The sequence below is a fragment of the Silicimonas algicola genome (assembly GCF_003970735.1).
In the GTDB taxonomy this organism is placed as follows: Bacteria; Pseudomonadota; Alphaproteobacteria; order Rhodobacterales; family Rhodobacteraceae; genus Silicimonas; species Silicimonas algicola.
On the sequence record NZ_CP034588.1, the window covers coordinates 1786672 to 1813313 of the forward strand.

27 protein-coding genes are annotated in these 26642 nt (G+C 66.4%); 25 read left to right on the plus strand and 2 right to left on the minus strand.

Annotated elements, in window-relative coordinates; all coding sequences use genetic code 11:
* The first annotated feature begins 83 nt into the window (after positions 1-83).
* The 14 genes from EF888_RS08900 (at position 84) to recN (ending at position 14121) form a co-directional block, all read left to right on the plus strand.
* Complete coding sequence (locus EF888_RS08900; protein WP_109758662.1) at positions 84-350, plus strand: DUF2484 family protein; 267 nt, start codon at positions 84-86, stop codon at positions 348-350.
* Entirely contained in the window at positions 347-607 is a 261-nt protein-coding gene (locus tag EF888_RS08905; protein ID WP_109758663.1) for a hypothetical protein, read from the plus strand. The genes EF888_RS08900 and EF888_RS08905 overlap by 4 nt, the downstream gene beginning before the upstream one ends.
* 48 nt (positions 608-655) lie before the next feature.
* Positions 656-1600 (plus strand): UDP-N-acetylmuramate dehydrogenase, encoded by a 945-nt coding sequence (murB, locus tag EF888_RS08910; protein ID WP_109758664.1) that lies wholly within the window; start codon positions 656-658, stop codon positions 1598-1600.
* A gap of 31 nt (positions 1601-1631) precedes the next feature.
* On the plus strand, positions 1632-2555 hold the full coding sequence (locus tag EF888_RS08915; protein WP_109758665.1) for a D-alanine--D-alanine ligase: 924 nt from the start codon (positions 1632-1634) through the stop codon (positions 2553-2555).
* Positions 2543-3454: a cell division protein FtsQ/DivIB gene (locus EF888_RS08920; protein ID WP_109758666.1), complete on the plus strand. Its 912-nt coding sequence runs from the start codon at positions 2543-2545 to the stop codon at positions 3452-3454. Before EF888_RS08915 ends, EF888_RS08920 begins: the two co-directional genes overlap by 13 nt.
* Positions 3451-4785 (plus strand): cell division protein FtsA, encoded by a 1335-nt coding sequence (gene ftsA / locus EF888_RS08925; protein WP_109758667.1) that lies wholly within the window; start codon positions 3451-3453, stop codon positions 4783-4785. The genes EF888_RS08920 and ftsA overlap by 4 nt, the downstream gene beginning before the upstream one ends.
* A gap of 1 nt (position 4786) precedes the next feature.
* On the plus strand, positions 4787-5185 hold the full coding sequence (locus tag EF888_RS08930; protein ID WP_109758668.1) for a hypothetical protein: 399 nt from the start codon (positions 4787-4789) through the stop codon (positions 5183-5185).
* Between the two features lie 420 nt (positions 5186-5605).
* A complete protein-coding gene (gene ftsZ, locus EF888_RS08935) occupies positions 5606-7189 on the plus strand; it encodes a cell division protein FtsZ (RefSeq protein WP_109758669.1) in 1584 nt (527 codons plus the stop codon).
* A 307-nt stretch (positions 7190-7496) separates the two neighbouring features.
* A complete protein-coding gene (locus tag EF888_RS08940; RefSeq protein WP_109758670.1) occupies positions 7497-9182 on the plus strand; it encodes a TadE/TadG family type IV pilus assembly protein in 1686 nt (561 codons plus the stop codon).
* On the plus strand, positions 9179-9724 hold the full coding sequence (locus EF888_RS08945; protein ID WP_109758671.1) for a TadE/TadG family type IV pilus assembly protein: 546 nt from the start codon (positions 9179-9181) through the stop codon (positions 9722-9724). The genes EF888_RS08940 and EF888_RS08945 overlap by 4 nt, the downstream gene beginning before the upstream one ends.
* 10 nt (positions 9725-9734) lie before the next feature.
* Positions 9735-10379: a TadE/TadG family type IV pilus assembly protein gene (locus tag EF888_RS08950; protein WP_109758672.1), complete on the plus strand. Its 645-nt coding sequence runs from the start codon at positions 9735-9737 to the stop codon at positions 10377-10379.
* A 224-nt stretch (positions 10380-10603) separates the two neighbouring features.
* Positions 10604-11527, plus strand: coding sequence for a UDP-3-O-acyl-N-acetylglucosamine deacetylase (gene lpxC, locus EF888_RS08955; RefSeq protein ID WP_109758673.1), 924 nt, complete (start codon positions 10604-10606; stop codon positions 11525-11527).
* 79 nt (positions 11528-11606) lie between these two features.
* Positions 11607-12461, plus strand: a complete 855-nt coding sequence (locus EF888_RS08960) for an outer membrane protein assembly factor BamD (RefSeq protein WP_109759008.1) — start codon at positions 11607-11609, stop codon at positions 12459-12461.
* Between the two features lie 10 nt (positions 12462-12471).
* Complete coding sequence (gene recN / locus EF888_RS08965) at positions 12472-14121, plus strand: DNA repair protein RecN (protein ID WP_109758674.1); 1650 nt, start codon at positions 12472-12474, stop codon at positions 14119-14121.
* Positions 14122-14124: 3 nt separating this feature from the next.
* Here the strand turns inward: recN and bmt are convergent, their stop codons facing one another.
* Both bmt and EF888_RS08975 read right to left on the minus strand, forming a co-directional pair.
* Positions 14125-15135 (minus strand): betaine--homocysteine S-methyltransferase, encoded by a 1011-nt coding sequence (gene bmt / locus EF888_RS08970; protein ID WP_109759009.1) that lies wholly within the window; start codon positions 15133-15135, stop codon positions 14125-14127.
* A 252-nt stretch (positions 15136-15387) separates the two neighbouring features.
* The gene (locus EF888_RS08975) at positions 15388-16281 is read right to left on the minus strand and encodes a LysR family transcriptional regulator (RefSeq protein ID WP_109758675.1); all 894 of its coding nucleotides are present in this window, start codon (positions 16279-16281) and stop codon (positions 15388-15390) included.
* A gap of 146 nt (positions 16282-16427) precedes the next feature.
* Here EF888_RS08975 and EF888_RS08980 point away from each other — a divergent pair, with 146 nt between their 5' ends.
* From EF888_RS08980 to EF888_RS09025, 11 genes are all read left to right on the plus strand, one after another.
* The gene (locus EF888_RS08980) at positions 16428-19823 is read left to right on the plus strand and encodes an indolepyruvate ferredoxin oxidoreductase family protein (RefSeq protein WP_109758676.1); all 3396 of its coding nucleotides are present in this window, start codon (positions 16428-16430) and stop codon (positions 19821-19823) included.
* A gap of 102 nt (positions 19824-19925) precedes the next feature.
* Positions 19926-20843, plus strand: a complete 918-nt coding sequence (locus EF888_RS08985; RefSeq protein WP_109758677.1) for a lysophospholipid acyltransferase family protein — start codon at positions 19926-19928, stop codon at positions 20841-20843.
* Positions 20821-21633, plus strand: coding sequence for a glutamate racemase (locus EF888_RS08990; protein WP_109758678.1), 813 nt, complete (start codon positions 20821-20823; stop codon positions 21631-21633). The genes EF888_RS08985 and EF888_RS08990 overlap by 23 nt, the downstream gene beginning before the upstream one ends.
* 99 nt (positions 21634-21732) lie before the next feature.
* Positions 21733-22182, plus strand: coding sequence for a cytochrome c maturation protein CcmE (ccmE, locus tag EF888_RS08995; RefSeq protein WP_109758679.1), 450 nt, complete (start codon positions 21733-21735; stop codon positions 22180-22182).
* A 60-nt stretch (positions 22183-22242) separates the two neighbouring features.
* Complete coding sequence (locus tag EF888_RS09000) at positions 22243-22854, plus strand: holin-associated N-acetylmuramidase (RefSeq protein WP_109758680.1); 612 nt, start codon at positions 22243-22245, stop codon at positions 22852-22854.
* Positions 22845-23390, plus strand: a complete 546-nt coding sequence (locus EF888_RS09005; protein WP_109758681.1) for a holin family protein — start codon at positions 22845-22847, stop codon at positions 23388-23390. The genes EF888_RS09000 and EF888_RS09005 overlap by 10 nt, the downstream gene beginning before the upstream one ends.
* Positions 23380-23559, plus strand: coding sequence for a hypothetical protein (locus EF888_RS09010; RefSeq protein WP_109758682.1), 180 nt, complete (start codon positions 23380-23382; stop codon positions 23557-23559). Before EF888_RS09005 ends, EF888_RS09010 begins: the two co-directional genes overlap by 11 nt.
* A 2-nt stretch (positions 23560-23561) precedes the next feature.
* Positions 23562-23687: a hypothetical protein gene (locus tag EF888_RS22450; RefSeq protein WP_277601040.1), complete on the plus strand. Its 126-nt coding sequence runs from the start codon at positions 23562-23564 to the stop codon at positions 23685-23687.
* Positions 23684-24106: a hypothetical protein gene (locus EF888_RS09015; RefSeq protein ID WP_109758683.1), complete on the plus strand. Its 423-nt coding sequence runs from the start codon at positions 23684-23686 to the stop codon at positions 24104-24106. Before EF888_RS22450 ends, EF888_RS09015 begins: the two co-directional genes overlap by 4 nt.
* A 70-nt stretch (positions 24107-24176) precedes the next feature.
* Positions 24177-26147 (plus strand): heme lyase CcmF/NrfE family subunit, encoded by a 1971-nt coding sequence (locus EF888_RS09020; protein ID WP_109758684.1) that lies wholly within the window; start codon positions 24177-24179, stop codon positions 26145-26147.
* Complete coding sequence (locus EF888_RS09025; RefSeq protein WP_164721790.1) at positions 26147-26593, plus strand: cytochrome c-type biogenesis protein; 447 nt, start codon at positions 26147-26149, stop codon at positions 26591-26593. Before EF888_RS09020 ends, EF888_RS09025 begins: the two co-directional genes overlap by 1 nt.
* Positions 26594-26642 lie beyond the last annotated feature (49 nt).

Here is a 26642-nt window from a genome sequence, read left to right on the forward strand (position 1 = left end):
GACGTGCGACACCGGACGCGTATTTGAAGCAAGATGAAACGCCTGCCGCATTGCTGCCGAATTCCCCGACTACGGCGGGAGGCATGAGCCATCCGATGATCCTGGCACTTCTTTGGCTGGTGGTGACCAACCTGACCGGCATGGTGCCGTCGAAGCACCGTCACTGGCCGCAGGCCTATGCGCTGATCGCGGTCGGATTGCCCGTCCTCGTAGCGGTCTTCGTCGTGGACGGGGTCTTCGCGGGTCTGATTGTGCTGCTCATGGCGGCCTCTGTCCTGCGCTGGCCCCTCAGGTTCTTCCTGCGCTGGCTCGCGGCGCTGTTCCGGCGCGGCGAAGGCGAGCCGTCGTGACGGCGACGACGGTGACCCTCGTCGTCATGGGGGCCTGGGCGCTGATGCTGTTCGTGCCGTCGATGTTTCCCGCCCTTCTGATGTCGGCCGGCTTCGGCGTGGGCATCGCCTACATGATGTTCCTCCGGCAAGGGGGCGAGGGCGATCTTGCGGCGGCGCTTATCGCAGTCGCTCCGATTGCGGCGGGGGCTGTCTTCGTGGCCTGGCCCGTCGGCGCGATCTTCCGGTGGGTCCTCCGGTCCAAGCGGCTGCGCTGAGGCGATCCGGGCTGGCGCGGGCCCCTTCGGGACGCTAGACCGGCCGGAATGGGTGAAATAGGCGATATCGCGACACGAGGACGGCTGACGCCGGACTATGACCTTTCGGGCCTGACCTGGCTTCGGGTCGGCGGTCCGGCCGACTGGCTTTACCTGCCGCGCGACGTCGAGGATTTGTCCGACTTCCTTGGCGCGCTGCCACCTGACGTCGCGGTCTTTCCCATGGGCGTCGGCTCGAACCTGATCGTGCGCGACGGCGGTTTGCGGGCGGTGGTGATCCGCCTGTCCCGCGCCTTCGCCGAGGTCGAGGTCGAGGACGACCTCGTCATCGCCGGGGCGGCGGCACTGGATTCGCAGGTCGCGCGGGTTGCGGCGGAGGCGGGGCGCGACCTGACTTTCCTGCGCACCATCCCCGGCTCGATCGGTGGCGCGGTGCGGATGAACGCCGGATGCTACGGCTCCTATGTGGCGGACCAACTCGTCTCGGCGAAGGCCGTGCTGCGAGACGGCGCCCGCGTGACGCTGACGCCCTCGGACCTCGACTTCCGCTACCGGCAGGCGACGGTGCCAGAGGGCGCGATGATCGTCTCGGCGACTTTCCGCGCAAATCCGGGCGATCCGGCCGAGCTTGCGGCGAAGATGGAGGCGCAGATGGCGCGGCGCGACGAGACGCAGCCGACGAAGGACCTCTCCGCCGGCTCGACCTTCCGCAATCCGGCGGGCTTCAGCTCGACGGGTCAGGCGGGCGACAGCCATGAACTGAAGGCCTGGAAGGTCATCGACGACGCGGGATTGCGCGGGGCGACCCGCGGTGGGGCGCAGATGTCCGAGATGCATCCGAATTTCCTCATCAATACCGGGACGGCGACGGCGGCCGATCTCGAGGGGCTGGGCGAGGAGGTGCGCGAGAAGGTTTTCCAACACTCCGGAATCAGGCTAGAGTGGGAAATCATGAGGGTCGGCGAACCGGCTCCCGAGGCAGAGACAGAATAACCGGGGCGCGAAGACGCCCCATATATGGGCAGTGGCGGGTATGTCGAGCAGGACGACCCCCAAGGTGACGGTACTGATGGGCGGACCCTCGGCCGAGCGCGAGGTGTCCCTGTCATCGGGGCGCGAATGCGCCGCCGCGCTGAGGGAAGCGGGATACGAGGTAAGCGAACTGGATGCGGGCGCCGATGTCGCCGAGCGCCTGTCCGCGTCGCGTCCCGATGTGGTCTTCAACGCGCTGCACGGGCGATGGGGCGAGGACGGCTGCGTCCAGGGCATCCTGGAATGGCTCCGCATCCCCTACACTCATTCGGGCGTCCTGGCCTCGGCGCTGGCGATGGACAAGACGCGGACCAAGGCGGTCTTTGCCGAGGCGGGCATTCCGGTCGTCGAGAGCCTGATCCGCTGCAAGGCCGAGATCATGGCGCATCACGTCATGGCGCCGCCCTACGTGGTCAAGCCGAACAACGAAGGCTCGTCCGTCGGCGTCTACATCGTCCAGGAAAGCGCGAACGGCCCGCCGCTTATCGCCGACGAGATGCCCGAGCACCTGATGGTCGAGGCCTATGTCGCAGGTCGCGAGCTGACCGTTTCGGTGAGGGAGGACCGCGCGTTCTGCGTGACGGAAATCCTCTCGGATGGCTGGTACGACTATCATGCCAAGTACTCCCCCGGCGGGTCGCGGCATGAACTGCCCGCCAACATCCCGGCCGAAGTGACCGAGGCCTGCCTTGCGCATGCCGTGACGGCGCATCGGGTGCTGGGTTGCCGGGGCGTCAGCCGCACCGACTTCAGGTGGGACGACGCCAAGGGGCTCGCAGGCCTCGTGGCGCTTGAGACCAATACGCAGCCCGGTATGACCCCCACGTCGCTCGTTCCCGAGCAGGCGGCCCATGTCGGCATTTCGTTCCCGGACTTGTGCGACTGGCTGGTCAGGGACGCCTCATGCGGCCGGTGAAGGGCGACATGCGCCTGGCGGCGGCGGAAGCGCGCGAGACCCGCCGCGACCCGGCGCCGTCGCGCCTCGCCTACCGGATGAATCGCCTGATGCTGCGGCCGGGGTTCCGGCGCTTTCTGCGCTACGGGCTGCCGATCCTTTGCGTGGCGACGGTGGCGCTGATCTGGGCCTCCGACGCGGCGCGCGTCGACGCCGCCTTCGACCGCGTCGGAGAGTTGCGGCGCCAGTTGGAGGAGCGGCCCGAGTTCATGGTTCACATGATGGCCGTGGAGCACGCGTCCGATGAGACCGCGGCGCAGGTGCGCTCGGTGCTCTCCATGGACTTCCCGATGTCGTCTTTCGACATGGAGCTGTCCGAGTTGCGCCGGCGCGTCAGGACGCTCGACGCCGTGGCCGAGGCCTCGGTCCGCATCCGCACCGGGGGTGTGCTCGAGATCGACGTGACCGAGCGGCAGCCCGCCGCGATCTGGCGCACCGCCGAGGGGCTGACCCTTATCGACGAGACCGGGCACAGGGTCACGACGCTCGATGCGCGCGCGGACCGGCCTGATCTGCCGTTGCTGGCGGGCCCGGCCGCGGACAAGGGCGTGGCGGAGGCGCTGGAACTGATCGCGGCGATGGAGCCGCTCGAGGGCCGGTTGCGGGGCCTTCTGCGGGTCGGCGCGCGACGGTGGGACGTCATCCTCGACCGCGATCAGCGCATCCTTCTGCCGGAAGTCGACCCGCTGACCGCGCTTCAGAAGGCCATCGCTCTCGACGCGGCGCAGGACCTGTTCGCGCGCGACATCGCGGCCGTCGATTTCCGCAACCCGCGCCGACCCGCGATACGGCTGGGGCAGGGCGCGGCCGAGGATTTGTACGACACCGATTTCACCCCCGACGGAGAGCAGTCGAGATGAGCGACCTGTACCAGAGCCAGCGTTCCATGCGCGCGATGCGGCGCGCCGCGATCCAGCGGGGTGTGATCGCGATCCTGGACGTCGGTACATCCAAGATCGCCTGCCTCGTGCTTCGCTTCGATGGTCGTGACCGGGTGCCCGAGGGAGAAGGCATCGGCCACATGGCGGGGCAGACGCAGTTTCGCGTGATCGGCGCCGCCACCACGCGGTCGCGCGGGATCGAACTGGGCGAGACCTGCGCCGTGCAGGAGACCGAACGCGCGATCCGCACCGCGGTGCAGGCGGCGCAGAAGATGGCCAACACGCGGGTCGACCATGTCATCGCCTGCCTGTCGGGCGGGCAACCCCGGTCCTATGGCCTCGCCGGGATCGTGCGCGTCGAAGGCAACGTCGTGGGCGAACATGACGTGGCGCGCGTGCTTCAGGCCTGCGATGTGCCGGACTATGGCCCCGACCGCGAGATCCTCCATGCGCAGCCGGTGAACTTTGCCCTCGACCACCGCACGGGGCTGATCGATCCGCGGGACCAGATCGGGCAGCGGCTGTCCTGCGACATGCACATGCTGACCGTCGACCGCGCGGTGATCGAGAACCTGATCTACTGCCTCAAGCGCTGCGACCTCGAACTCGCCGGCGTGGCGTCCTCCGCGTATGTCTCGGGCATCGCGGCTCTGGTCGAGGACGAGCAGGAACTGGGTGCCGCCTGCATTGACATGGGCGGCGGGACGACCGGCATCTCGATCTTCATCAAGAAGCACATGATCTATGCCGACACCGTGCGTCTGGGCGGCGCGCATGTGACGAGCGACATCTCGAAGGGTCTCCAGGTCTCGCTTGCCGTCGCCGAGCGGATCAAGACCTTCCACGGCGGCGTCCTCGCCACCGGCATGGACGACCGCGAAATGATCGAGATCGGCGGCGAGACCGGCGACTGGGAGCACGACCGCCGCACCGTCAGCCGGGCCGAGCTGATCGGCATCATGCGTCCCCGTGTCGAGGAAATCCTCGAGGAGGTGCGCGGACGCCTCGATGCCGCGGGCTTCGAGCATCTTCCCTCACAGCAGATCGTGCTGACGGGCGGCGCTTCGCAGATCCCGGGGCTGGATACGCTGGCGCCCAAGATCCTCGGCCAGCAGGTCAGGGTAGGCCGTCCCCTGCGCGTTCACGGCCTGCCTCAGGCAGCGACCGGCGCGGCCTTCGCGTCGTCGGTCGGATTATCCCTGTTTGCGGCGCACCCGCAGGACGAGTGGTGGGATTTCGAGATGCCCTCCGATCGGGGCGCGCCCCGGTCGCTGAAACGCGCGGTGAAGTGGTTCAAGGAAAACTGGTAGGATGCGGAGCCTCGCGGTTGCCCTCTGTCTGTCCACGACGCCCTCCGTCGCGCAGGACTACCTGAGCCCGGACGCTTTCCTCGATTTCGCTGAGGGCAAGACGCTGACGTTCCGCAACTACGAATTCGGCGTCGACGTGGGCGTCGAGGAGTATCTCAGCCGCGAGCTGTCGGTCTGGCGCGACGAGAGCGGGCGCTGTGTCTATGGACGCATCACCACGACGAACGGTCAGCTTTGCTTCTATTACGATGGCGACACGGACGGACCGGCGTGCTGGTGGCCGTTCCGGAAGGGGGAAAGGCTGTTCGTCCGCCTGGCGCGCTTCGGCGCGGGCGAGATCCAGGAGGTCGTCGCGGTCACGGAGGAGACCTTGTCCTGCCCGACGGCTCCGGCCGTCTGAGAGGAGAGAGTGGAAATCCGCCGCAAGGGGCCGTATCGGCCCGAATTGACGGGACGGACCATTTCGAATCTGCTAAACTTATCCACAACTCCGGCATGAGACCGGCGGGCGGCACGAGCAGTGTCCTCCGACTAGATGAAACAACCACCGGATGTGCATTTTGCATGTCTCCCAGAGCCTCTTTCGTGAAGAGACGGGCGTAAGTCCGTGACTGACCACAGGATATTGAGGTTACCCCCAGATGCTGAGGGCAGGAGACAAAAAAATGCCATATTTCGTGGTTTTCGGCTCGAATCGGGGTGACCGCTTACCTGACTTTCGGTAAGGTCCATCCACCCAGCAGGCGGTCGATTGATGACCGTGAAAAAACGGCGGCGCCTCGGCCCGGTGGCGCGACAAGAATAGACAGGCGGAAGCATCATGACGTTGAATTTGACGATCCCCACCCACGAAGAGCTTAAGCCGCGCATTACCGTGTTCGGAGTGGGCGGTGCTGGCGGCAACGCCGTGAACAACATGATCGAAAAGCGCCTAGAAGGCGTCGAGTTCGTCGTGGCGAACACCGATGCGCAGGCGCTTCAGCAATCGAACGCCGCCACCAAGATCCAGATGGGCGTCAAGGTGACCGAAGGGCTAGGCGCAGGCGCCAGGCCCTCAGTCGGCGCCGCCGCCGCCGAGGAGACGATCGAGGAGATCGTCGACCACCTGGCCGGCGCGCACATGTGCTTCATCACCGCTGGCATGGGCGGCGGGACCGGGACGGGGGCCGCGCCCATCATCGCGCAGGCCGCGCGCGAGCTGGGTGTGCTGACCGTCGGCGTCGTGACGAAGCCCTTCCAGTTCGAGGGCGCCAAGCGGATGAAGCAGGCCGAGGAGGGTGTCGAAGCCCTCCAGAAGATGGTCGACACGCTGATCATCATCCCGAACCAGAACCTGTTCCGGCTGGCAAACGAGAAGACGACCTTTACCGAGGCCTTCTCGATGGCCGACGACGTGCTCTACCAGGGCGTCAAGGGCGTGACCGACCTGATGGTCCGTCCGGGTCTCATCAACCTCGACTTCGCCGACGTCCGCGCGGTGATGGACGAGATGGGCAAGGCGATGATGGGCACGGGAGAGGCCGAGGGCGAGGACCGCGCGGTCCAGGCCGCCGAGAAGGCGATCGCGAACCCGCTGCTGGACGAGATCAGCCTCAAGGGCGCGAAGGGCGTTCTCATCAACATCACCGGCGCGCATGATCTTACGCTGTTCGAGCTGGACGAAGCGGCGAACCGCATCCGCGAGGAAGTGGACGCCGATGCCAACATCATCGTGGGCTCGACCCTCGACGAGAGCATGGAAGGCCGGATGCGCGTCAGCGTCGTGGCCACGGGCATCGACGCCGACATTTCGGCCCGCGTGCCCGAGCATCGGACCGAGCGCCGGACCGAGGAGCGTGCGCCCCAGCGTGCCACCGCCGCGCCGGCACCTGCCGAACCTGCTGTGGCCGAAGAGGTCTATGCCCGCGCGCCGTCGCGCCGCGAGCCCGAGCCGAGCCTGTTCGAGGAGATGGAACAGCGCGGCCAGCATGTTGCGCAGAGCGACGACGGTCTGCCTCCCCCGGCCTATCGCCACGAGGCCGAGGAATACCACGCCGAGCCCGCGCCCCAGCCTCAGCCGCAGGCCCGCACGCCGGGCACGCCATCCCCCGAGGCGCTGGCGCGTCTCGAGCGGGTCACGGGGCGCGCGCCGGGGTCGCTTCAGAACCGGGTCCCCGGCGGAGCGCGCTATACCGCGCCGTCGTCACCCGCACCGCGCGAGCGCACCATCGAGGCCGAGCGTCCGCGCTTCGGCATCAACACCCTCATCAACCGCATGTCGGGCGGTGCCGCGCCGGGCCATGCCCCCGCCGAGCAGCCCGTGCGTCATCAGCCTCCGGTCAGCCGCGCGGTCGACGAGCAGCCCTACGATCCCGACCAGGAGCGGATCGAGATTCCGGCCTTCCTGCGGCGCCAGGCCAACTGACGCGCTTCCGGGCGTACCGGCCCGGACCAGTTCACTCCCTCAGGGTCGACGAAAGTCGGCCCTTTTCTTTGCGCCAGAAGCTAGTCGCGCAGGTTCCGTGCAGGGACGGCGGCGTCAATGAGCCGTGGAACACAGTGTTTCCGTAAACAAAACCCTCAGCCATATCAATGGTTTAGATAGCGTATACTGACGTCTCTTCACATTTTGGGCGTCAGTCTCGCCGCATTTTCGCCAATGTTCTCACGGATGTTCCGCCAAATACCTGCATTTCGTCACACCAGTTAATTATTGCCTGAGGGGAAAAGACATGCTGCCGACGACACCTCGCAGCGCCTTTCGCGAAACACTCGATCTTGCCCGGACCTTTCGGCGTGACGAGGATGGCTCGCTGATCGCTTTCTCGCTGTTCATCTTCTTCTGCATGATCCTGTTCGGCGGCATCGCCGTGGATCTGATGATCTACGAGAACGAGCGCACGCACGTTCAGAACTCGACGGACCGCGCCGTTCTGGCCGCGGCCAACCTGAACCAGACGGTCGATCCAAAGGAGGTCGTGAAGGACTACCTTGCCAAGGTGAACATCACCGTCACTGACGACGACATCGACGTCTTCGAGGTCGGTGCGGCGCCCGTCATCACCGGACGCCAGGTGTCCGTGGACGTAAGCGGCGGATACCAGACGCTTTTGATGAGGCTCGTCGGGGTCGAGACGCTCCCCTTCGCGACCACGTCGCAGGCCGAGGAATCGGTGTCGGATGTCGAAGTTTCCCTCGTGCTCGACGTGTCGGGCTCCATGGGCGACAACAACAAGCTCGAGAACATGCAGGACGCCGCGACGGACTTCGTCGACAACATCCTCGCAGGCGCCGAGGACGACCGAGTTTCCCTGTCGCTCGTTCCGTATTCGACGCAGGTGAACGCCGGGCCGCTGCTGTTCTCGTCGCTGACGACGCACCACAACCACAACTATTCGCACTGCGTGAACTTCGCGCAGGAAGACTTCGCCCAGAACTCGCTCCAGCGCTCTCGCCAGGCGAGGGACCAATACGGCAACCTGCGGTACACCAACGCGGGCGAACCGATCATGGAACCGATCTCGCTGTCGCAGACGGCCCACTTCGATCCCTGGAGAAGCTATCAGAGCGGCATGAGCGTCTCGATGCCCGTGTGCCGCACCGAGAGTTTTTCCCAGATCACGCCGTGGTCCAACGACGCCGCTGCCCTGCGGACCCAGATCGAGTCCTTCACGGCCGAGGGCAACACCTCGATCGACGTAGCGGTCAAGTGGGGCGTCGCTCTCCTCGATCCCTCGACCAATGGAGCCCTGAACGACTTCACGGCTGCTGGTCGCGTCGACAACGCCTTCTCTGTGCGCCCGCATCCTTACGGACGGCAGGACTCGCTGAAGTTCATCGTCGTGATGACGGACGGCATCAACACCGACCAGTTCTACCTGCGTGACAGCTTCAAGGAGGGCAACAGCCCTTACTACAAGAACAACAGCAGCAATGATATCTACTGGGAGCGCGAAGAGCCGAGCGACCGCGACCGCGACAGCCGCTACCGCGAAGACTGGTACAACATCACCGACAAGAACTGGACCAACAGCCCCGGCACCCTGACGCGCCTGTCCTGGCTCGATGCCTGGGCGAACATGACGCTCCAGCGCCGCGCCTATGCCTATTACCACTTCACAGGCAACAACAGCGACTTCTACGACAACTACTACGACCCCTATCGCACGGTGCCGGCGCGCAGCAACAATGCGTCCACCGACACCAAGGACCGTCGTCTGTCGCAGATCTGCTCGGCCGCCAAGGCGCAGAACATCGTGATCTTCACGATCGGCTTCGAAGTCACCGACGAGTCCGCCGAAATCATGCGCGACTGCGCCTCGACGCCGCAGCACTTCTACCGCGTGGAAGGGCTCGACATCGAATACGCCTTCTCGTCGATCGCCAACCAGATCAACCAGTTGAAGCTGACACAATGAGACAGCTAGCCCTCAAATTCCGCCGCGCGCTGAGGCATCTCGGCCTCAGCGAGGACGGCGTCGCATCGGTTGAACTGGTCATCGTCTTCCCGTTCTTCGTGGGCGTGTTCCTCTCTGGCTACGAAGTGGCCATCATGAACACGCGGGCGGTGATGCTGGAACGCGCGACCGACATGGTCGTCCGCAACATCCGCCTTAGCTCGGGCGCCAACCTCAATTACGACGTCGTACTGAACGACATCTGCCGGCTTGCCGGCCTGATCCCGAACTGCCGGAATGTCACCAAGATCGAGCTTCAGCCGGTCGACATGACAACCTGGACCGGGATGACAAGCGCCATCGACTGCATCAAGCGCGATCAGGTCATTCAGCCCGTCGTGCGCTTCCGGAACGGGCTTCAGAACGAGCTGATGCTCATCCGTGTCTGCGCGATCGTGGATCCGGTCTTCCCGAGCATCGGTGTCGGCCGCAGCATGCCGCGCGACAGCTCGGGCGGCTATCAGATCATCGCGTCGTCGGCCTTCGTCAACGAACCCACCTGAGGTCAGCATCATGACACCGTTTCACAAGTTCACGCGCCGGGCCATTCGAGACGAGAAGGGAAGCTTCTCGGTCGAAGCGATCCTGATGTTCCCGATGCTCGTCTGGGCCTTCATGGCGCTCTACGTCTTCTTCGAGGGCCTTCGCGAAAGCAACATCAACCTCAAGGCCACCTACACGATCAGCGACCTTCTCTCCCGTGAGACGGACCTGATCGACCAGAACTACCTCGACGGTCTGAACGACGTTTACGCCTGGCTCTCGCGGTCCTCGCACCCGGTGTCGATGCGCGTCACGGTCGTCCGCTACGACCAGGCTGCCGACAGGCACTTTCTGGTCTGGTCGCGTGGTGTGGCGGGCGAGCCGAACATGACGCAGGGCGACGTGGACGCGAAGCTTTCGCCCCATATCCCGATCATGGCGGATGCGGCCTCGGCCTTTATTGTCGAGACGTTCACGACCTACGACCCCATCATGGACATCGGCATGACAGACACCGACATCTCGAACCTCGTCGTCAACATGCCGCGCTTTACCGAGCAGCTGAACTTCGTGGGCCTGGGCGACGGAACCGGAACCGTGCATGATGACGGGACGGGCGACGGTGGCAGCGGACCCGGAGACACCACGTACGAAGACGGTGAAGGCAGCACCTGACGTCACGTTTCGAATCACGTTAAAGGCCGGGGTCAAGCCCGGTCTTTTTCGTTTGTAATCAGATATATATACGAGATTGACTGAAAATACGGCGGCAAATCGCCGATTTGTAACAGCCATGTTTCATGCTGTTGCAATGATTGTGTTGAGTGACAAGAGCGCGCCGCCTAGCTGTATGCCGAAGCCGGAGGGCAGGTCCGGCGCCAGCATATCGGGGTCAACCCTTGCAGACGACATTGAAATCAGCGGTGCAATTCACCGGAACCGGGCTCCATACGGGCCGGGTGACACGCGTCACCGTGCGCCCCGCTTCGGCCGAATACGGGATCTGGTTTCACCGCACGGACGTCGACGGCAAGGATCCGATGATCCCGGCCCGCTGGTACGCCGTGACGAACACCGATCTCAACACGCGGATCTCGAACGACGACGACGTCAGCGTCTCGACGATTGAACACCTGATGGCGGCCCTCGCCGGTTGCGGCGTTCACAACGCCCTTGTCGAGATCGACGGCCCCGAGGTCCCGCTTCTCGATGGTTCGGCCGCGCCCTTCGTCGCCGGCATCCTGTCGCGCGGCATCCGCAAGCTTGACGCGCCGGTCCGCGCGATCCGCGTCCTGAAGCCGGTCACGGTGCGCCACGGCGATGCCGAGGCGACTCTTCTTCCATCCGACGGGATGAGCATCGACTTCCGCATCGACTTTGCCGATGCGGCCATCGGCCAGCAGCACAAGAGCCTGAACATGGCCAACGGCGCCTTCGTGCGCGAGCTTTCCGACAGCCGGACGTTCTGCCGGAAGTCCGACATCGACGCGATGCGCGATCGCGGCCTGATCGTTGGCGGATCTGTCACCTCGGCCGTCGTGGTCGACGGCGACGCCATCGTGACGCCAGGCGGAATGCGGCACCGCGACGAACCCGTGCGCCACAAGATGCTCGACGCCCTGGGCGACCTGGCGCTTGCGGGGGCGCCGATCCTCGGTCGCTATATCGGCCAGCGTGCGGGCCACGGCGTCACCAACCGGCTGTTGAGGGCGCTTTTCGCGGACCCGACGGCCTTTCAGCTTGTCGAGTGCGATGCGTCGATGGCCTCCCGCCTGCCGGGCGCCGGGGTGAGCCGCGTCGACAGCGTTCGCGTGGCCGCCTGAGCTTCACCGTCCAAAAGCCGTTTTGCCCCGCTATCTTCTGTGTTACCAACCGGTTCGCAGAGGTGAGGGTTTCATGGCGATGACAGCGGGCGGAGCGGCATTGGCGCGGGCGACGGCAATCGTCGCGACCCTCGTTCTTCTGTCAGGATGCGGTGGTCTTTTCGGAGGCGGCGGGCCGGAGGATGTGCCTCTCGACAGCTTCTCGGCCGAGCAGCTTTACAACCGCGCCGAGTTCCTGCTGGACGAGGACGCGCCCGACGAGGCCGCGACAATGTTCGGTGAGGTCGAGCGCCTTTATCCCTATTCGGAATGGGCCAAGCGCGCTCTGGTGATGCAGGCCTATTCCTATCACCTCGACCGCGATTTCGAATCCGCGCGCGGCGCGGCGCAGCGGTACCTCGTGACCTATCCGGCGGACGAGGATGCGGCATGGGCGCAATACCTGCTGGCCCTGTCCTATTACGACCAGATCGACGACGTGGGCCGCGACCAGGGGCTGACGTTCCTTGCCCTGCAGGAACTGCGGACGGTCATCGAGACCTATCCGGACAGCGAATACGCCCAGTCCGCGATCCTGAAGTTCGACCTGGCCTTCGACCATCTCGCCGCGAAGGAGATGGAGGTCGGGCGCTATTACCTGAAGCGCGGCAACTACATCGCCGCGATCAACCGCTTCCGCGTGGTGGTTGAGAACTTCCAGACCACCAGCCAGACGCCCGAGGCGCTGCACCGCCTCGTCGAAGCCTACCTGTCGCTCGGCCTTCCTGCCGAGGCACAGACGGCGGGTGCGATATTGGGCCACAACTTCCAGTCCACCGATTGGTATCAGGACAGCTATGCTCTTCTCACCGGCCGAGGTCTGCGACCCGATGCGACGGGCGACGGCTGGCTGGCCGCAGTCTGGCGCCAGACCATTCGCGGCGAGTGGCTCTGACGCGCGCGTCATGCTGAGAAGTCTCGACATCCGGGACATGCTGATCATCGACCGGCTGGAACTGACGTTGTCGCCGGGCCTCAACGTGCTGACCGGAGAGACCGGCGCAGGAAAGTCGATCCTTCTCGACGCGCTCGGCTTCGTTCTCGGCTGGCGCGGGCGGGCCGAGCTGGTCCGAGAAGGCGCCGAGCAGGGCGAGGTGGTGGCGGAGTTCGACCTCGCGCCCGGACATCCGGCGTTCGCGGTTCTGGCCGAAGCCGGGCTTCCGCAGGACGACGTTCTGATCCTGCGCCGCGTCAATGCCCAGGACGGCAGGAAGACGGCCTGGGCCAACGACCGCCGCGTTTCCGGCGAAGTTCTTCGCCAGCTTTCGGACACGCTTGTCGAATTGCACGGTCAGCATGATGACCGCGGCCTTTTGAACCCGCGCGGGCACAGGCAGATGCTGGACGCTTTCGGCGGGCTCGAAGACCTGGTCGCACGGACCCGTGTTGCCTGGCGCGATCTTCAGGGCGCGCGGGCGGCCCTGGAAGAAGCCGAGGCAAGGCTGGCGGCGGTGCGCGAGGAAGAGGATTTCCTGCGCCATGCCGTCGCCGAGATGGACAAGGTCGCCCCCGAACCCGGTGAGGAAGAGACGCTCGACGCGTCGCGTCGGCTGATGCAGGCCGCCGGCCGGATCCGCGAGGACGTGGCGCGCGCACATGAAGCACTTGGGTCGTCGGGCGCCGAAGGGCTGCTGCGCGACGCCGCACGGTGGCTCGAGGACGCGGCCGGTCAGGCGGAAGGAACGCTCGATGTGGCGCTCGCCGCTCTGGATCGGGCGCTGGTCGAATTGGGCGATGCGGAGGACGGTGTCGCCCGGGCGCTCGACCGTCTGGACGTCGACCCGGGGGAGTTGGAGCGCGTGGAGGAGCGGCTGTTCGCAATCCGCGCTCTGTCGCGCAAACATGGGGTTCAGCCCGACGATCTTCCCGGCCTCGCCGATGATTTTCGCACAAAGCTGGCCGAGCTCGATGCGGGTGCGGGGGACCTGAAGTCCCTGCGCCGCGGGGTAGGCGAGGCCGAGGCGGCCTATGAGGATGCGGCGGACGCCCTGGGTCAGGCGCGCGCCGAGGCGGCTGGTGAACTCGACACGGCGATGGCGGCAGAGCTTGCGCCCTTGAAGATGGAGCGTGCGACCTTCGCCACCGAGATCTCGGAAGGCGACGCGGGGCCAGAGGGCCGCGATCACGTCGCGTTCACCGTTGCCACCAATCCGGGTGCGCCGGCCGGGCCGCTGAACCGGATCGCATCCGGGGGCGAGATGTCTCGCTTCCTTCTTGCGCTGAAGGTCTGTCTGACGTCGGATGCGGAGGGGCTGACCATGATCTTCGACGAGATCGACCGGGGCGTAGGCGGGGCAACCGCCGACGCCGTCGGCCGCAGGCTGGAGGCGCTGGCCGAGGACTCTCAGGTGCTTGTGGTGACGCACAGCCCGCAGGTCGCGGCGCGCGCAGGCCACCACTGGCGGGTCGAGAAGTCGGTCGAGGGCGGCATGACGCTGTCCCGCGTGACCTCTCTCTCTGAAGGGGAGCGCGTGGACGAGATCGCGCGGATGCTTGCGGGCGACACGGTGACGGACGAGGCCCGCGCGGCGGCGCGGGCGCTTCTGTCGGCCTGAAGCCTAGCCCCGCCGGCGTCGATTGCGGCGGACCGGACCTTCCGTGTCGTCGGTGCCGTCGCTGGCGGACGACAGTGGGCCGAGCTTCGCCACGATCACGTCAAGTGTCGGGCTTGCCCCCTTGGGCGCCGTCTCGAGCGCCTCGCGCATCCGCGCCAGATGCTCCGGCGTCGTGCCGCAGCACCCGCCGATGATCCGCGCGCCCAGATCGCGGGCGAGGACAGCGTAGTCGGCCATCAGCTCTGGCGTGCCGTCATAGTGGATGTGACCGTCGACGTACTTCGGGATGCCGGCGTTGCCCTTTGCGACGATCGGCGTTTCGGAGCCCTGCGCACAGAAGCCGAGCACGGTGCGCAGAAGGTCCGACGCGCCGACGCCGCAGTTGGCGCCGAAGGCGAGGGGCGGATGCGGCAGGGCGGCGACCATGTCGGCCATGCCTGCGCTCGTCAGGCCCATCATCGTCCGGCCGGCGGTGTCGAAGCTCATCGTCCCGACCCAGGGCATTCCTGCCAGTTCCGCGGCGCGGCCGGCGGCCTTGTATTCCTCGGGTGCGCTGATGGTCTCGACCCAGAGGACGTCGACGCCGCCTTCCTTCAGCCCTTCAGCCTGCTCGTGGAACATCTCGACGGCGCTCTCGTAGGACAGCGTGCCGAGCGGTTGCATGATCTCGCCCGTCGGCCCCATCGAGCCTGCGACGATGACGGGGCGATCCTGCCTGTCGGCCAGCTCGCGGCCGATCTCGGCGCCCGCGCGGTTCAACTCGCGCACGCGGTCCTGCGCATTGTGCAGCTTCATCCGCGCGGCGGTCCCGCCGAAGGTGTTGGTCAGGAAGAGGTCGCTGCCCGCATCGACTGCGCCCTTGTATAGCAAGCGGATATCCTCGGGACGCTCGACGTTCCACAACTCGGGCGCATCGCCTGCCGACAGGCCCATGTTGAACAGCGTGGTCCCCGTGGCGCCGTCGGCCAGGATCCAGTCGCGCGCCGCGAGGAGGTCGCTCAATCGGTCGGTCATGGAGATCGCCTCTGCCTTCTGGTCGCGCGCCACATGCCACGCCGGCCAGCCGGACGCAATTCGATTGTCCGATACCCCGTCGCGGTCGGAGCGGCACAAAAAAAGGCCGGGCACGAGGCCCGGCCAGTCCAACAGGGAGGTGAAGCGACGACAGGTCGTCGCGTTCGATGAGGGATTTATTGGCGTGTCGAACAAGATTCAAGCGCGGCCGGAAGCTGCGGCCGCAAAGCGGCTATGCACCTTGCGCAAAGCTCAGGTCTGCATCCGCTTGCGGTGCGCGATGATCTCTTCGGTGACGAAGTCCCGGAAGGCCGCGATGCGCCGCGACTGCCGCAATTCCTCGGGGTAGGCCAGGAAGACGGGGACGTCGTTCGACTCCACGTCCGGCAGGACGCGGCGGATGTTCGGGAAATCCTGGATGACGTAGTCGGGCAGCACTCCGATGCCGAGATCCGACCGCACGGCCTGAAGGACGCCGAAGTAGTTGTTGACCGTCAGGGTCGAAGGAATGTCGTAGGTCAGAAGCTCCTGCACCAGCTTCGCGCCCGCGCTGACCTGGGTGGTGGTCACGTTCTGGCAGATCAGCCGGTGCTTGGAGAGATCCTCGAGCGTCTCGGGGGTGCCGCGTGCCTCGAGGTAGGCGGGCGTCGCGTAGAGGCGCATGTTCACCGACATGAGCTTGCGCCGGATCAGGTCGGCCTGGCTTGGCTCCTTCATGCGGATCGCCACGTCGGCTTCGCGCATCGGCAGGTCGAGCACGCGCTCTTCCAGCATCAGGTCGATCTTCAACTCGGGGAACTTCTCGTAGAGCGCGGGCAGGCGAGGCGCGAGCCAGAGCGATCCGAACGCGGTCGTCGTGGTCACGCGCAACTCGCCGAAGACCTCTTCCTCGCTGTCGCGAATGCGCGCCTCGGCGGTATCGAGGCGGCGGGACATGGCCGACGTCGCATCGAACAGTAGCTCGCCCTGTTCGGTCAGGATCAGGCCGCGGGCGTGGCGGTGGAAGAGGGTCGTATTGAGGCTTTCCTCGAGCGCGCGAATCTGGCGGGATACGGCGGACTGGCTGAGGTGAAGCGACTCACCGGCGTGCGTGAGACTTCCCGCGTCCGCGACCGCGTGAAAGATCCTGAGTTTGTCCCAATCCATCCGTACCCGATCTCCATTTGCCCCGGCGGGTCTTGTTTTGCAGGAGCCTTACAGGCTTGACCCCCGCCCACGCAATCGCGGGTGTGAACAAGTTTGATTTTGTAGGTCAGCAAATTTGACCTATACTCAGTCATGGGGAGGCTATCATGAACACACGTACTGTCACCCTTCATGACAAGTTCGACCTGGAGCAGGGCACCGTCCTTCTGAACGGAACGCAGGCGCTTGTGCGCCTGATGCTCATGCAGAAGGCCCGCGACGCACAGGCAGGGTTGAACACCGCCGGATACGTCACCGGCTACAGGGGCTCGCCTCTTGGCGCGGTCGACCAGCAGATGGCGGCGGCCCGCAAGGACCTCGAGGCGTCGGACATCCGGTTTCTGCCCGGTCTCAACGAGGATCTGGCCGCGACCGCCGTGTGGGGGACGCAGCAGGCCGAACTGCGCGGCGAGGGACGCTTCGACGGTGTCTTCGCGCTCTGGTACGGCAAGGGCCCCGGCGTCGACCGCTCGGGCGACGTCATGCGGCACGCGAACATGGCGGGCACTTCGGCACGGGGCGGCGTCCTGATGGCCATGGGCGACGACCACACAGGCGAGAGCTCGACCACCTGCCACCAGTCGGACTGGGCCATGGTCGACACTTATATGCCGGTGCTGTCGCCTGCAGGCGTGCAGGAGATCCTGGACTTCGGGCTCTACGGCTATGCCCTGTCACGGTTCTCGGGCCTCTGGTGCGGGCTCAAGCTGATGAAGGACACGGTCGAGGTCACGAGCGTCGTGGACGGGCGGCCGGACCGCATGTCCTTCGTGACGCCCGACTTCCCGATGCCCGAGGGCGGGCTGAACATCCGGCTCGGCGATCACTGGATCCCGCAGGAATCCCGGATCATCGACCACAAGCGCTTCGCGGCCGAGGCGTTCAGCCATGCGAACCGGATGGACAAGCGCATCTGGGGCAAGCGTGGTGCAAGGATCGGCGTCGTGGCGGCGGGCAAGAACTGGCTCGACCTGACGCACGCGCTTGGCCTTCTCGGCATCGATGCGGAGGAAGCGGAACGGCTGGGGATCACGACCTACAAGGTGGGACAGACCTTCCCGCTGGACATGAAGGGGTTCCACGACTGGGCCGAGGGTCTGGAACTGATCGTCGTCGTCGAAGAGAAGCGCAAGCTGATCGAGGTGCAGATCAAGGAGGCCATCTTCGACGACCGGCAGGGCCGGCGCGTCTGGGGCTGGCGCAAGGGGGCGCCCGACGCCGAGGAGTTGTTCCCGGTGCGTTATGCGCTCGACCCCGCGCTGATCGCCGAAAAGATCGGCGGCATCCTGATCGACGAGGGGCGCGGCACCGACCGCATGCGCGCGGGCCTCGAGGCCGTGCGTTCGGCGAGGGTCGCGGACAACGCCCCCGACATCGCCGCGCGGATTCCCTATTTCTGTTCGGGGTGCCCGCACAACACCTCGACCAAGCTGCCGGAGGGCGCGCGCGCCTATGCCGGGATCGGCTGTCACTTCATGGTGCAGTGGATGGACCGCGAGACGTCCGGCTTCACCCACATGGGCGGCGAGGGGGCGAACTGGATCGGCGAGGCACCGTTCTCGACGCGGGGGCACGTCTTCCAGAACCTTGGCGACGGGACCTACAATCACTCGGGGCTGATGGCCGTCCGGGCCGCCATCGCGGCGGGTGTGAACATCACCTACAAGGTGCTCTACAACGACGCCGTCGCCATGACGGGCGGCCAGAAGAACGACGGCGACCTGCCGCCGGAGCGCGTCGCGCGCGAGCTTCTGGCGGCGGGGGTCAAGGACCTGGCCGTCGTCTACGACGCGAAGGAAGAGCCCGAGCGGAGCCTGTTCCCGAAAGAAGCGAGTTGGGACGAGCGCGCCGACCTTCTGACCGTCGAAAAGCGCATGGCCGAGACCGAGGGCGTCACGGCGATCCTCTATATTCAGACCTGCGCGGCCGAGAAGCGGCGGCGGCGCAAGCGCGGCACATTCCCCGAGATCGGAACGCGGGTCTTCATCGACACCGACGTCTGCGAGGGTTGCGGTGATTGCGGAGTGCAGTCGAATTGCGTCAGCCTCGTGCCGGTCGAGACCGAACTCGGCCGGAAGCGCGCCATCGACCAGTCGTCCTGCAATAAGGACTTCTCGTGCCTGAACGGCTTCTGCCCGTCCTTCGTCACCATCGAGGGAGGCGTACCTCGCAGGGCCGAGACCGTCGACATCGACACCGGACATCTTCCCGAACCCGCGCTCCCCGGGATTGCGCTGACCCACAACATCGTCATCACCGGCGTGGGCGGCACGGGCGTCGTGACCATCGGCGCGGTGCTGGCGATGGCCGCGCACCTCGACGGCAAGGGCGTCGGCATGATGGAGATGGCGGGCCTCGCGCAGAAGGGCGGCGCGGTCCACATCCACTGCCGGATCGGCAAGTCGCCAGCCGACATCAGCGCCATTCGCGTGGCCGTCGGCGAGGCGGATACGCTGATCGGCGGCGATCTGGTGGTGTCGGCGGGGTCGAAGACGCTTCAGCTTCTGACGCCGGGCCGGACGCAGGGTGTCGTGAACACGCACGAGGTCGTAACCGGCGACTTCACCCGCAAGCCCGACCTGACGATCCCCGTCGACCGGCTGGTCCTGTCGCTGGAGCGCAAGCTGGGCGGGGGGATGGCGCGGTTCGATGCCTCGGACCTCGCGGTCAAGGTCCTTGGCGATGCCATATATTCCAACATGATCGTCCTTGGCGCGGCCTGGCAGTTTGGCCAGGTGCCGGTCTCGGGTGAGGCGCTGCGCCGCGCGATCGAGTTGAATGGCGCGAAGGTGGCCGAAAACACGCGCGCCTTCGAGATCGGCAGGTGGGCCGCGCTGAACGCCGACGAGGTCTCGCGGATCCTCGCCGCCGAAGTCATCGGGTTGCCGAAGTCGCTGGACGAGAAGATCGCCTTCCGCGAGCGGCATCTCGAAGCCTATCAGAACGCACGTCTGGCGCGTCGGTATCGTGCGATGGTCGACAGTTTCGAGGACCCGGCGATGAAGGAGGCAGTGGCAACATCCTATCACAAGCTGTTGGCCTACAAGGACGAATACGAAGTCGCGCGGCTCCTGAAGGACACGCGCGACAAGGCGTCGGCGGTCTTCGAGGGTGACTTGAAGATGACCTATCACCTGTCGCCTCCCATTCTTGCACGCGAAGGGGCGGACGGCCGCCCGAAGAAGCGGGCGTTCGGCCAGTGGATGGAGCGTCTGTGGCCGGTTCTCGCGCGGATGAAGGTGCTGCGCGGCACGCCTTTCGATCCCTTCGGATACACCGCCGAGCGCAGGATGGAGCGGCGGCTGATCCGCGACTACGAGGCCGACATGAAACGCCTGGCGACGGCCGGCGACCGCGATGCGGCGCTCGACCTCGCGAAGCTGCCCCTGTCCATCCGAGGCTTCGGTCCCGTGAAGGAAAAGGCGGCGCGTGCGGCAGCCGAACGGCGCGCGGCGCTTCTCTCGGCGCTCGACCGCCCGCCAGCTCGACACGCGGCGGAGTGACGGGCGCGCCACGGCGCGGAGGGCTTCGTCACCTGACCGTCACGAAAGCTCGTGAAACTCGGGCGCAGCCGGTAGGCAGGCGCCAGGGACAGGGAAGCGCGCATGGAGAGACAGGTCGCCCGCGACATTAGCTATGCCTTTTCGGCGCGAAGCCGGGGAGGTCGCGCGCTGATCCGGACGGTCGAGAACGCCACGGGACGCCTGCGCCTGATCCGACGCGCGGACGGGTATCACCAGGCAGTCGCCGGGGGACGCGACTTCTGGGAGGAGATGGTCAGCCGCTATGGCCTCTCGCTCGAGATCGCCGGAGGATCGCTCGACCTCATCCCGCAGGACGGCCCGCTCGTCATGGTGGCGAACCATCCCTACGGCATCCTCGACGGACTGATGATGGGCTACATCCTGAGCCGCCTGAGGTCCGGCGACTTTCGCATCCTTGCAAACAGCGTCTTTCGCAATTCGCCCGAACTCGACCGTGTGGTGCTGCCGATCGACTTCGGCGAAAGCCGCGCCGCGGTCGAGACGAACCTCGCCACGCGGGCCGAGGCGCTGCGCTATCTGGGGCAGGGCGGCGCCATCGGCGTCTTTCCGGGCGGCACGGTCTCGACCTCGGCCAAGCCTTTTTCGCGGCCGCTCGATCCGGTCTGGCGCGCCTTCACGGCAAAGATGATCCAGAAAAGCGGGGCGACGGTGATTCCGATCTTCTTCGAGGGCGCCAATTCGCGGCTGTTCCAGATCGCGAGCCATCTTCATACGACCCTGCGCCTGGCGCTTCTGATACAGGAGTTCCGACGTCGCGTGGACGAACCGGTCCGCGTGGTGATCGGCGCGCCGATCTCGCGCACCGATATGTCGCCCTACGGCGGCGACCAGAAAGCCCTGATGGACTTTCTCAGGGCCCGGACCTATGCCCTGTCGCCGGGAATGCTCGATTCACGCGCCTACGGGTTCGAGTTCGAAGCGAAGCACAAGGCCAACAACAGGCGGGCAGAGGGCGATGTCGGTCGGGATTTTCGATAGCGGACTGGGCGGGCTCACGGTCTATCGGGCCGTTGCGGCGCGGCTGCCCGATCTGCCGGTGGTCTACTACGGCGACAACGCCCATACCCCTTACGGCACGCGCGACGCGGACGACATCTATGATCTGACGACGAAGGGTGTGCAGCGCCTGTTCGAGGCCGGTTGCACCCTTGTCATCCTCGCCTGCAACACCGCGAGTGCGGCGGCCCTGCGGCGGATGCAAGAGTCCTGGGTGCCGCGCGACAAGAGGGTCCTGGGGGTCTTCGTGCCGCTGATCGAGGCTTTGACCGAGCGTCACTGGGGCGACAACTCTCCTCCCCGCGAGGTGGGCGTGAAGCATGTGGCCCTCTTCGCCACGCCCGCCACAGTCGCCAGCCGCGCGTTTCAGCGCGAGCTTGCCTTCCGCGCCATCGGCGTCGATGTCGAGGCGCAGGCCTGCGCGGGGGTCGTCGACGCCATCGAGGATGGCGACATGATTCTCGCCGAAGCGCTGGTGCGGAGCCACGTCGACGCGCTGAAGCGCAAGATGCCGAGACCGGACGCGGCGGTGCTGGGCTGTACGCATTATCCCATCGTCGAGGACGACTTCCGCAAGGCGCTCGGGCCCGGCGTGACGGTGTTCAGCCAGCCCGAACTGGTGGCGGCGAGCCTCGCCGATTATCTCGAGCGGCATCCCGCGATGAAGGGGTCGGGGCAGGTGACGATGTTCCTCACCACCGGCGACCCGGGGCGGGTCAGCGACCAGGCGACTCGATTCCTTCGGCGGCGGATCGACTTCCACAAGGCATGACGGCGACCCGACGTCTCTGAAGGTCGATGGAGAGGGCGGTTTGCCGCGTTGCATTCGCTCGCGCGGATCGCCAAATCTGTCGGGAAGGGAGAGACGTCGATGAAGAGCCTGAAGAAACAGCGGCGCATCCAGGTTCTGGCCTTGGCTGGGCTTTGCCTTCTGGGCGTGCTTGCGGTGCTCTGGTTCCTCCCGAAGGACGCCTTCCAGTTCTTCCGTTCACCGACCGAGGTGATCGCGGCCCCGCCCTCCGACGACGAGTATTTCCAGATCGGCGGCCTGGTGAAGGACGGCTCGATCACGCCCGTCGAGGGCGTGCGGTTCCGCTTCGTCGTGACGGACGGGGCGACCGAAGTGCCGGTGGCCTATGTCGGCGACGATCCTGCGCCCGACCTCTTCAAGGAGGGGCAGGGCACCATCGCCAAGGGCTATTACCGCGCCGGCGTCTTCGAGGCCTCGGAGCTTCTGGCGAAGCACGACGAGAGCTACATGCCCAGGGAAGTGATCGACGCGCTCAAGGAGCAGGGCGTGTACCAGGACCCGAACGGCTAGTTTCTCGAACGTTAACCGCCCCCGCGCACCTTCCCGCCCGCAACGATCGGGCGAGGGACCATGCGGCGCGTCGAACAGATCGCAGACGAGATCATCGCCCGCGAGGGCGGCTATGTGAACGACCCGGACGATCCGGGCGGGGCCACCAAGCACGGCGTGACAATCGGTACGCTTCAGCGGCTTGGCCTTGATCTGACGGGGGACGGGCGGGTCGACGTCAACGATGTGCGACGCGTCACCCCGGCTGAGGCGCGGCGCATCTTCGTCGAGGACTACTTCCGCAAACCGCGGCTCGACCGTCTTCCCGAGGCGCTTCAGGCGCAGATGTTCGACATGCAGGTGAACGCGGGGGCCGAAGCCGTGCGCATCCTCCGGCGGCTTCTCGCCCGGATGGGCTACCCCTGCGCGGTGGACGGGATCGTCGGTCCCGAGACCGAGCGCGCCGCACGGGCCGCCGCCGCCGCCGCGCCGGACCACTTTGCCGATGCCTACGGGATCGCCCGGCGCAACTGGTACTACGACCTTGCCGACCGTCGTCCGTCCAGCCGCAAGTACGCGCGCCGCCGCGATGGCGGCAAGGGCGGCTGGATCCTGCGGGCGGAAAGCTTCATCTCGCCGCGCTTCCATCTCACCGAAGCCCAGCACCGCGAGAGGACGTCGGCATGGGCCTGATCGGGGACCTGTTCGGCGTCGTCCTTGGCGGCGGGCGCAACGCGGTGCGCGAGACGGTCGAGGTCTTCCGGCCCAATGCCGAGGCTCAGGCCGTGCGCGACGCGGCGCAGGAGACGGCCGCGTTGGCGCAGTTCGCCTCGGAGTTCGCTTTGCCTCGACAGGGGTGGTTCGACCGTCTGATGGACGGTCTGAACCGCCTGCCGCGCCCGATGATGGCGCTCGGCACGCTGGCGCTGTTGGTCTCGGCCATGTTCGACCCGATGTGGTTCGCCGCTCGGATGCAGGGCATCGCGCTGGTGCCCGAGCCGCTCTGGTGGCTGATGGGGGCCATCGTGTCGTACTACTTCGGCGCACGCCACCAGTCGAAGTCGCAGGACTTCCAGCGCGGCCTCGCCCTGACACTGGCCGCGGCGCCGCAGGTGGTTCGGAACGTGCGCGCGCTCGAGGCGCTGGCGGCAGGTTATGGCGGACGCGACGAGGCTGAGGATACGCCGAACGCGGCCCTCGACGAGTGGAGGGCCGGAGGTGAGCGGTGACCTTCTCCTTCAACTCGTCGCCGAACACGGTCCCTGGGCGGTGATGGTGTTCTTCCTGCTGTGGCGGGATTCCGAGAAGGACAAGGCGACGCGCGTCATCCTCGACCGCAATGCGCTGATCCTGACCGAGATCTCGACCGTCATCCGCGAACGCCTGCCGAGGAGCTGACGATGAGCCTTTTCCTCGCGGCGCTCCGCCGCCGTCTCGCCGGCCGCCGCTTCACCCGCGCCGTCGAGCGCCACGCCCGAGCGGCCGACGATCTCGACCGCGCTCTCCGAGAGGTGCTGTCCCGATGACCAGACCGCTGATTCTGCTGGCACTGGCGAGCCTCGTCTTCCTCGCATCGAACGAAGCCTTCGGCTATGGGGCGGCCTACCGGATCGCCTATGGCGCCTTTACGCTGATGGCGGCGATGATCTCGCTGACCTTCCTGTGGCTTTGGGCGCGTCGCGCGACGCCGCTTGCCATCGGCATGTCGTTCGGATGGGCGGGCGCCGCGTCCGTCATGGGCTGGTGGTGGACCTTCAACGTCCTGCACGGGCCCAAGTGGATGGTCGACAACCCCCTTCTGCTGGTCTTTCTCTCGATCTACTTCGTCGGCGCGACCCTTCATTTCCAGGTGATCTCGCGGTCCTTCGGTTCTGACGGACGCGGCTGGATCTGGCCCGTCGCGGCCAGTCTCGCCGTGTCGCTGGCCGTCCACTTCCTGGCCTGAGGCTCACGGGCCCGCGACCTGTCGTCTCGCGCCCTTGGCGCGGACGAGCGGGCGGCATAGTGTCGGCGGCATGATCGTCGAGCTTGGCCATTTCACACTACTCCTCGCACTGGCCGTGGCGCTGGTGCAGACCGTCCTGCCGCTGGTCGGCGCGCAGATGCGCTGGACATCGTGGATGACGGTGGCCGGACCTGCGGCCATCGCGCAGGCCCTGCTTCTGGCGTTTTCGTTCTCGACGCTGGTCTGGGCCTTCGTGACCTCGGACTTCTCGGTCCGCCTCGTGGTCGAGAACTCTCATACGCTGAAGCCGATGCTCTACAAGGTCACCGGCGTCTGGGGAAACCACGAGGGCTCGATGCTGCTGTGGTGTTTCATCGTGGCGGTCTTCGGAGGCCTTGTCGCCTTGTTCGGCGGCAACCTGCCCGACAGGCTCAAGGCGCGTGTCCTGGGCGTCCAGGGATCGATCGGCGTCGCGTTCCTCAGCTTCCTGATCTTCACGTCTAACCCCTTCGTCCGACTGGCCTTTCCGCCGATGAACGGACAGGATCTGAACCCGCTGTTGCAGGATCCCGGCCTCGCCTTCCATCCGCCCTTCCTCTACCTCGGCTACGTCGGTCTCTCGACGTCCTTCTCCTTCGCCGTCGCCGCCCTGATCGAGGGGCGCGTCGACGCCGCCTGGGGCCGGTGGGTCAGGCCCTGGACGCTTCTCGCCTGGATCATGTTGACCATCGGCATCGCGCTCGGCTCGTGGTGGGCCTACTACGAGCTTGGCTGGGGCGGCTTCTGGTTCTGGGATCCGGTCGAGAACGCCTCGTTCATGCCCTGGCTCATCTCGGCCGCGCTCCTGCATTCGGCCATCGTGGTCGAGAAGCGCGAGGCTCTGAAAAGCTGGACCATCCTGCTGGCCATCCTCGCCTTCGGCTTCTCGCTGATCGGCGCCTTCATCGTGCGGTCGGGCGTCCTGACCTCGGTCCACGCCTTCGCGACGGATCCCGAGAGGGGCGTCTACCTTCTCGCCATCACGGCGTTTTTCATGGGCGGGGCGCTGACGCTCTATGCCGCGCGGGCGGGCGAGATGCAGGCCAAGGGCGTCTTCGGCGTCGTCAGCCGGGAAAGTGCGCTCGTCCTCAACAACGTGTTGCTTGCCGTCGCGGCCTTCGTCGTGTTCCTGGGCACGGTCTGGCCGCTCATCGCCGAGATGGCGTTCGGCCGAAAGCTGTCCGTCGGCGCGCCGTTCTTCGACGCGGCCTTCACGCCCTTCATGGTCATTCTCGCCGCCGTGTTGCCGATAGGCTCTCTCCTGGCGTGGAAGCGCGCCACGTTCGGTCGGGTGCTGCGGTCGCTCTGGCTGGCCTTCGCGGGCGTCGCGGTCCTGTCAGCCCTGGCCTGGGGGTTCGGCAGCGGCCGCGGGCTTCTGGCGCCGATTGGCGTGGCGCTTGGAAGCTGGCTGATCTTCGGCGCGGCGACCGACCTCTGGGGCCGGACAGGGCGCGAGGGGCTTGCGGTCAGGGCGCGCCGGGCGCTTCGGCTGCCGCGCGCGGACTGGGGCCGGGTCACGGCCCACTCGGGCCTAGGCGTCACCATCATCGGCATCGCGCTGATGACGGCATGGCAAGTCGAGGACATCCGGGTGGCGAACGAGGGCGACACCTTCGCCGTCGGCGGCTACGACATCACGCTTGCGTCGGTCGAGGATATCCGCGGACCGAACTATCTCTCGACCATGGCCGAGATGCGGGTGGCGAGGAACGGACGCGAGGTCGCCGTCCTTCATCCCGAAAAGCGCGTCTATCCCGTCGCCGCCATGCCCACGACCGAGGCGGCCATCGACAACGGGGTCTTCCGCGACATCTACCTCGTTATCGGCGACGCGCAGGCGGGCGGAGGCTGGGCCGTGCGGGCCTACGTAAAGCCCTTCGCCAACTGGATCTGGGCGGGCGCGATCATCATGGCGCTCGGCGGCGGTCTGTCGCTGTCGGACCGCCGCTTCCGGGTGGCCGCCGGCGCCCGGAAGGCGCCGAGCGGGGTGCCGGCGGAATGATCCGCGTCGCTGTTCTTCTGTGGCTGGCATTCGCAGGCGCGGCGGCGGCGGTCCAGCCGGGCGAGATGCTGACGGACCCGGCGCTTGAGGAGCGGGCGCGCGAGCTTTCGCGGGGGCTGCGCTGCCTCGTCTGCCGCAACGAATCCATCGACGAATCGAACGCCGACCTGGCCCGCGATCTGCGCGTCCTCGTGCGCGAACGCATCGCGGCAGGCGACAGCGATGCCGAAGTCATCGACTTCGTCGTGGCGCGCTACGGCGAATATGTCCTTCTCAACCCCACGACCTCGGGCGCGAACATCGTTCTGTGGATCGCAGGCCCCGTCCTCCTGCTCTCCGGTCTCGGGATCGCCGCGCTTTACCTGCGCCGACGCAGGTCGGACGCCCCGGCCGAAAGCCTGAGCAGCGACGAGGAAGCGCGTCTGAAGGCGCTTCTGGGCGACTGATACGCTGCGTCCGCCTTTCCTGAACCGATCCGTTCAGTTATGCCGGGCG

Excerpts from the sequence above, each read along its gene's own strand:
- EF888_RS08900 (WP_109758662.1), top strand. The coding sequence starts at position 84 with ATGAGCCATCCGATGATCCTGGCACTTCTTTGGCTGGTGGTGACCAAC.
- murB (WP_109758664.1), top strand. The coding sequence starts at position 656 with ATGGGTGAAATAGGCGATATCGCGACACGAGGACGGCTGACGCCGGAC.
- EF888_RS08920 (WP_109758666.1), top strand. The coding sequence starts at position 2,543 with ATGCGGCCGGTGAAGGGCGACATGCGCCTGGCGGCGGCGGAAGCGCGC.
- ftsA (WP_109758667.1), top strand. The coding sequence starts at position 3,451 with ATGAGCGACCTGTACCAGAGCCAGCGTTCCATGCGCGCGATGCGGCGC.
- EF888_RS08930 (WP_109758668.1), top strand. The coding sequence starts at position 4,787 with ATGCGGAGCCTCGCGGTTGCCCTCTGTCTGTCCACGACGCCCTCCGTC.
- ftsZ (WP_109758669.1), top strand. The coding sequence starts at position 5,606 with ATGACGTTGAATTTGACGATCCCCACCCACGAAGAGCTTAAGCCGCGC.
- EF888_RS08940 (WP_109758670.1), top strand. The coding sequence starts at position 7,497 with ATGCTGCCGACGACACCTCGCAGCGCCTTTCGCGAAACACTCGATCTT.
- EF888_RS08945 (WP_109758671.1), top strand. The coding sequence starts at position 9,179 with ATGAGACAGCTAGCCCTCAAATTCCGCCGCGCGCTGAGGCATCTCGGC.
- EF888_RS08950 (WP_109758672.1), top strand. The coding sequence starts at position 9,735 with ATGACACCGTTTCACAAGTTCACGCGCCGGGCCATTCGAGACGAGAAG.
- EF888_RS08960 (WP_109759008.1), top strand. The coding sequence starts at position 11,607 with ATGACAGCGGGCGGAGCGGCATTGGCGCGGGCGACGGCAATCGTCGCG.
- recN (WP_109758674.1), top strand. The coding sequence starts at position 12,472 with ATGCTGAGAAGTCTCGACATCCGGGACATGCTGATCATCGACCGGCTG.
- bmt (WP_109759009.1), bottom strand. The coding sequence starts at position 15,135 with ATGACCGACCGATTGAGCGACCTCCTCGCGGCGCGCGACTGGATCCTG.
- EF888_RS08975 (WP_109758675.1), bottom strand. The coding sequence starts at position 16,281 with ATGGATTGGGACAAACTCAGGATCTTTCACGCGGTCGCGGACGCGGGA.
- EF888_RS08980 (WP_109758676.1), top strand. The coding sequence starts at position 16,428 with ATGAACACACGTACTGTCACCCTTCATGACAAGTTCGACCTGGAGCAG.
- EF888_RS08985 (WP_109758677.1), top strand. The coding sequence starts at position 19,926 with ATGGAGAGACAGGTCGCCCGCGACATTAGCTATGCCTTTTCGGCGCGA.
- EF888_RS08990 (WP_109758678.1), top strand. The coding sequence starts at position 20,821 with ATGTCGGTCGGGATTTTCGATAGCGGACTGGGCGGGCTCACGGTCTAT.
- ccmE (WP_109758679.1), top strand. The coding sequence starts at position 21,733 with ATGAAGAGCCTGAAGAAACAGCGGCGCATCCAGGTTCTGGCCTTGGCT.
- EF888_RS09000 (WP_109758680.1), top strand. The coding sequence starts at position 22,243 with ATGCGGCGCGTCGAACAGATCGCAGACGAGATCATCGCCCGCGAGGGC.
- EF888_RS09005 (WP_109758681.1), top strand. The coding sequence starts at position 22,845 with ATGGGCCTGATCGGGGACCTGTTCGGCGTCGTCCTTGGCGGCGGGCGC.
- EF888_RS22450 (WP_277601040.1), top strand. The coding sequence starts at position 23,562 with ATGAGCCTTTTCCTCGCGGCGCTCCGCCGCCGTCTCGCCGGCCGCCGC.
- EF888_RS09015 (WP_109758683.1), top strand. The coding sequence starts at position 23,684 with ATGACCAGACCGCTGATTCTGCTGGCACTGGCGAGCCTCGTCTTCCTC.
- EF888_RS09020 (WP_109758684.1), top strand. The coding sequence starts at position 24,177 with ATGATCGTCGAGCTTGGCCATTTCACACTACTCCTCGCACTGGCCGTG.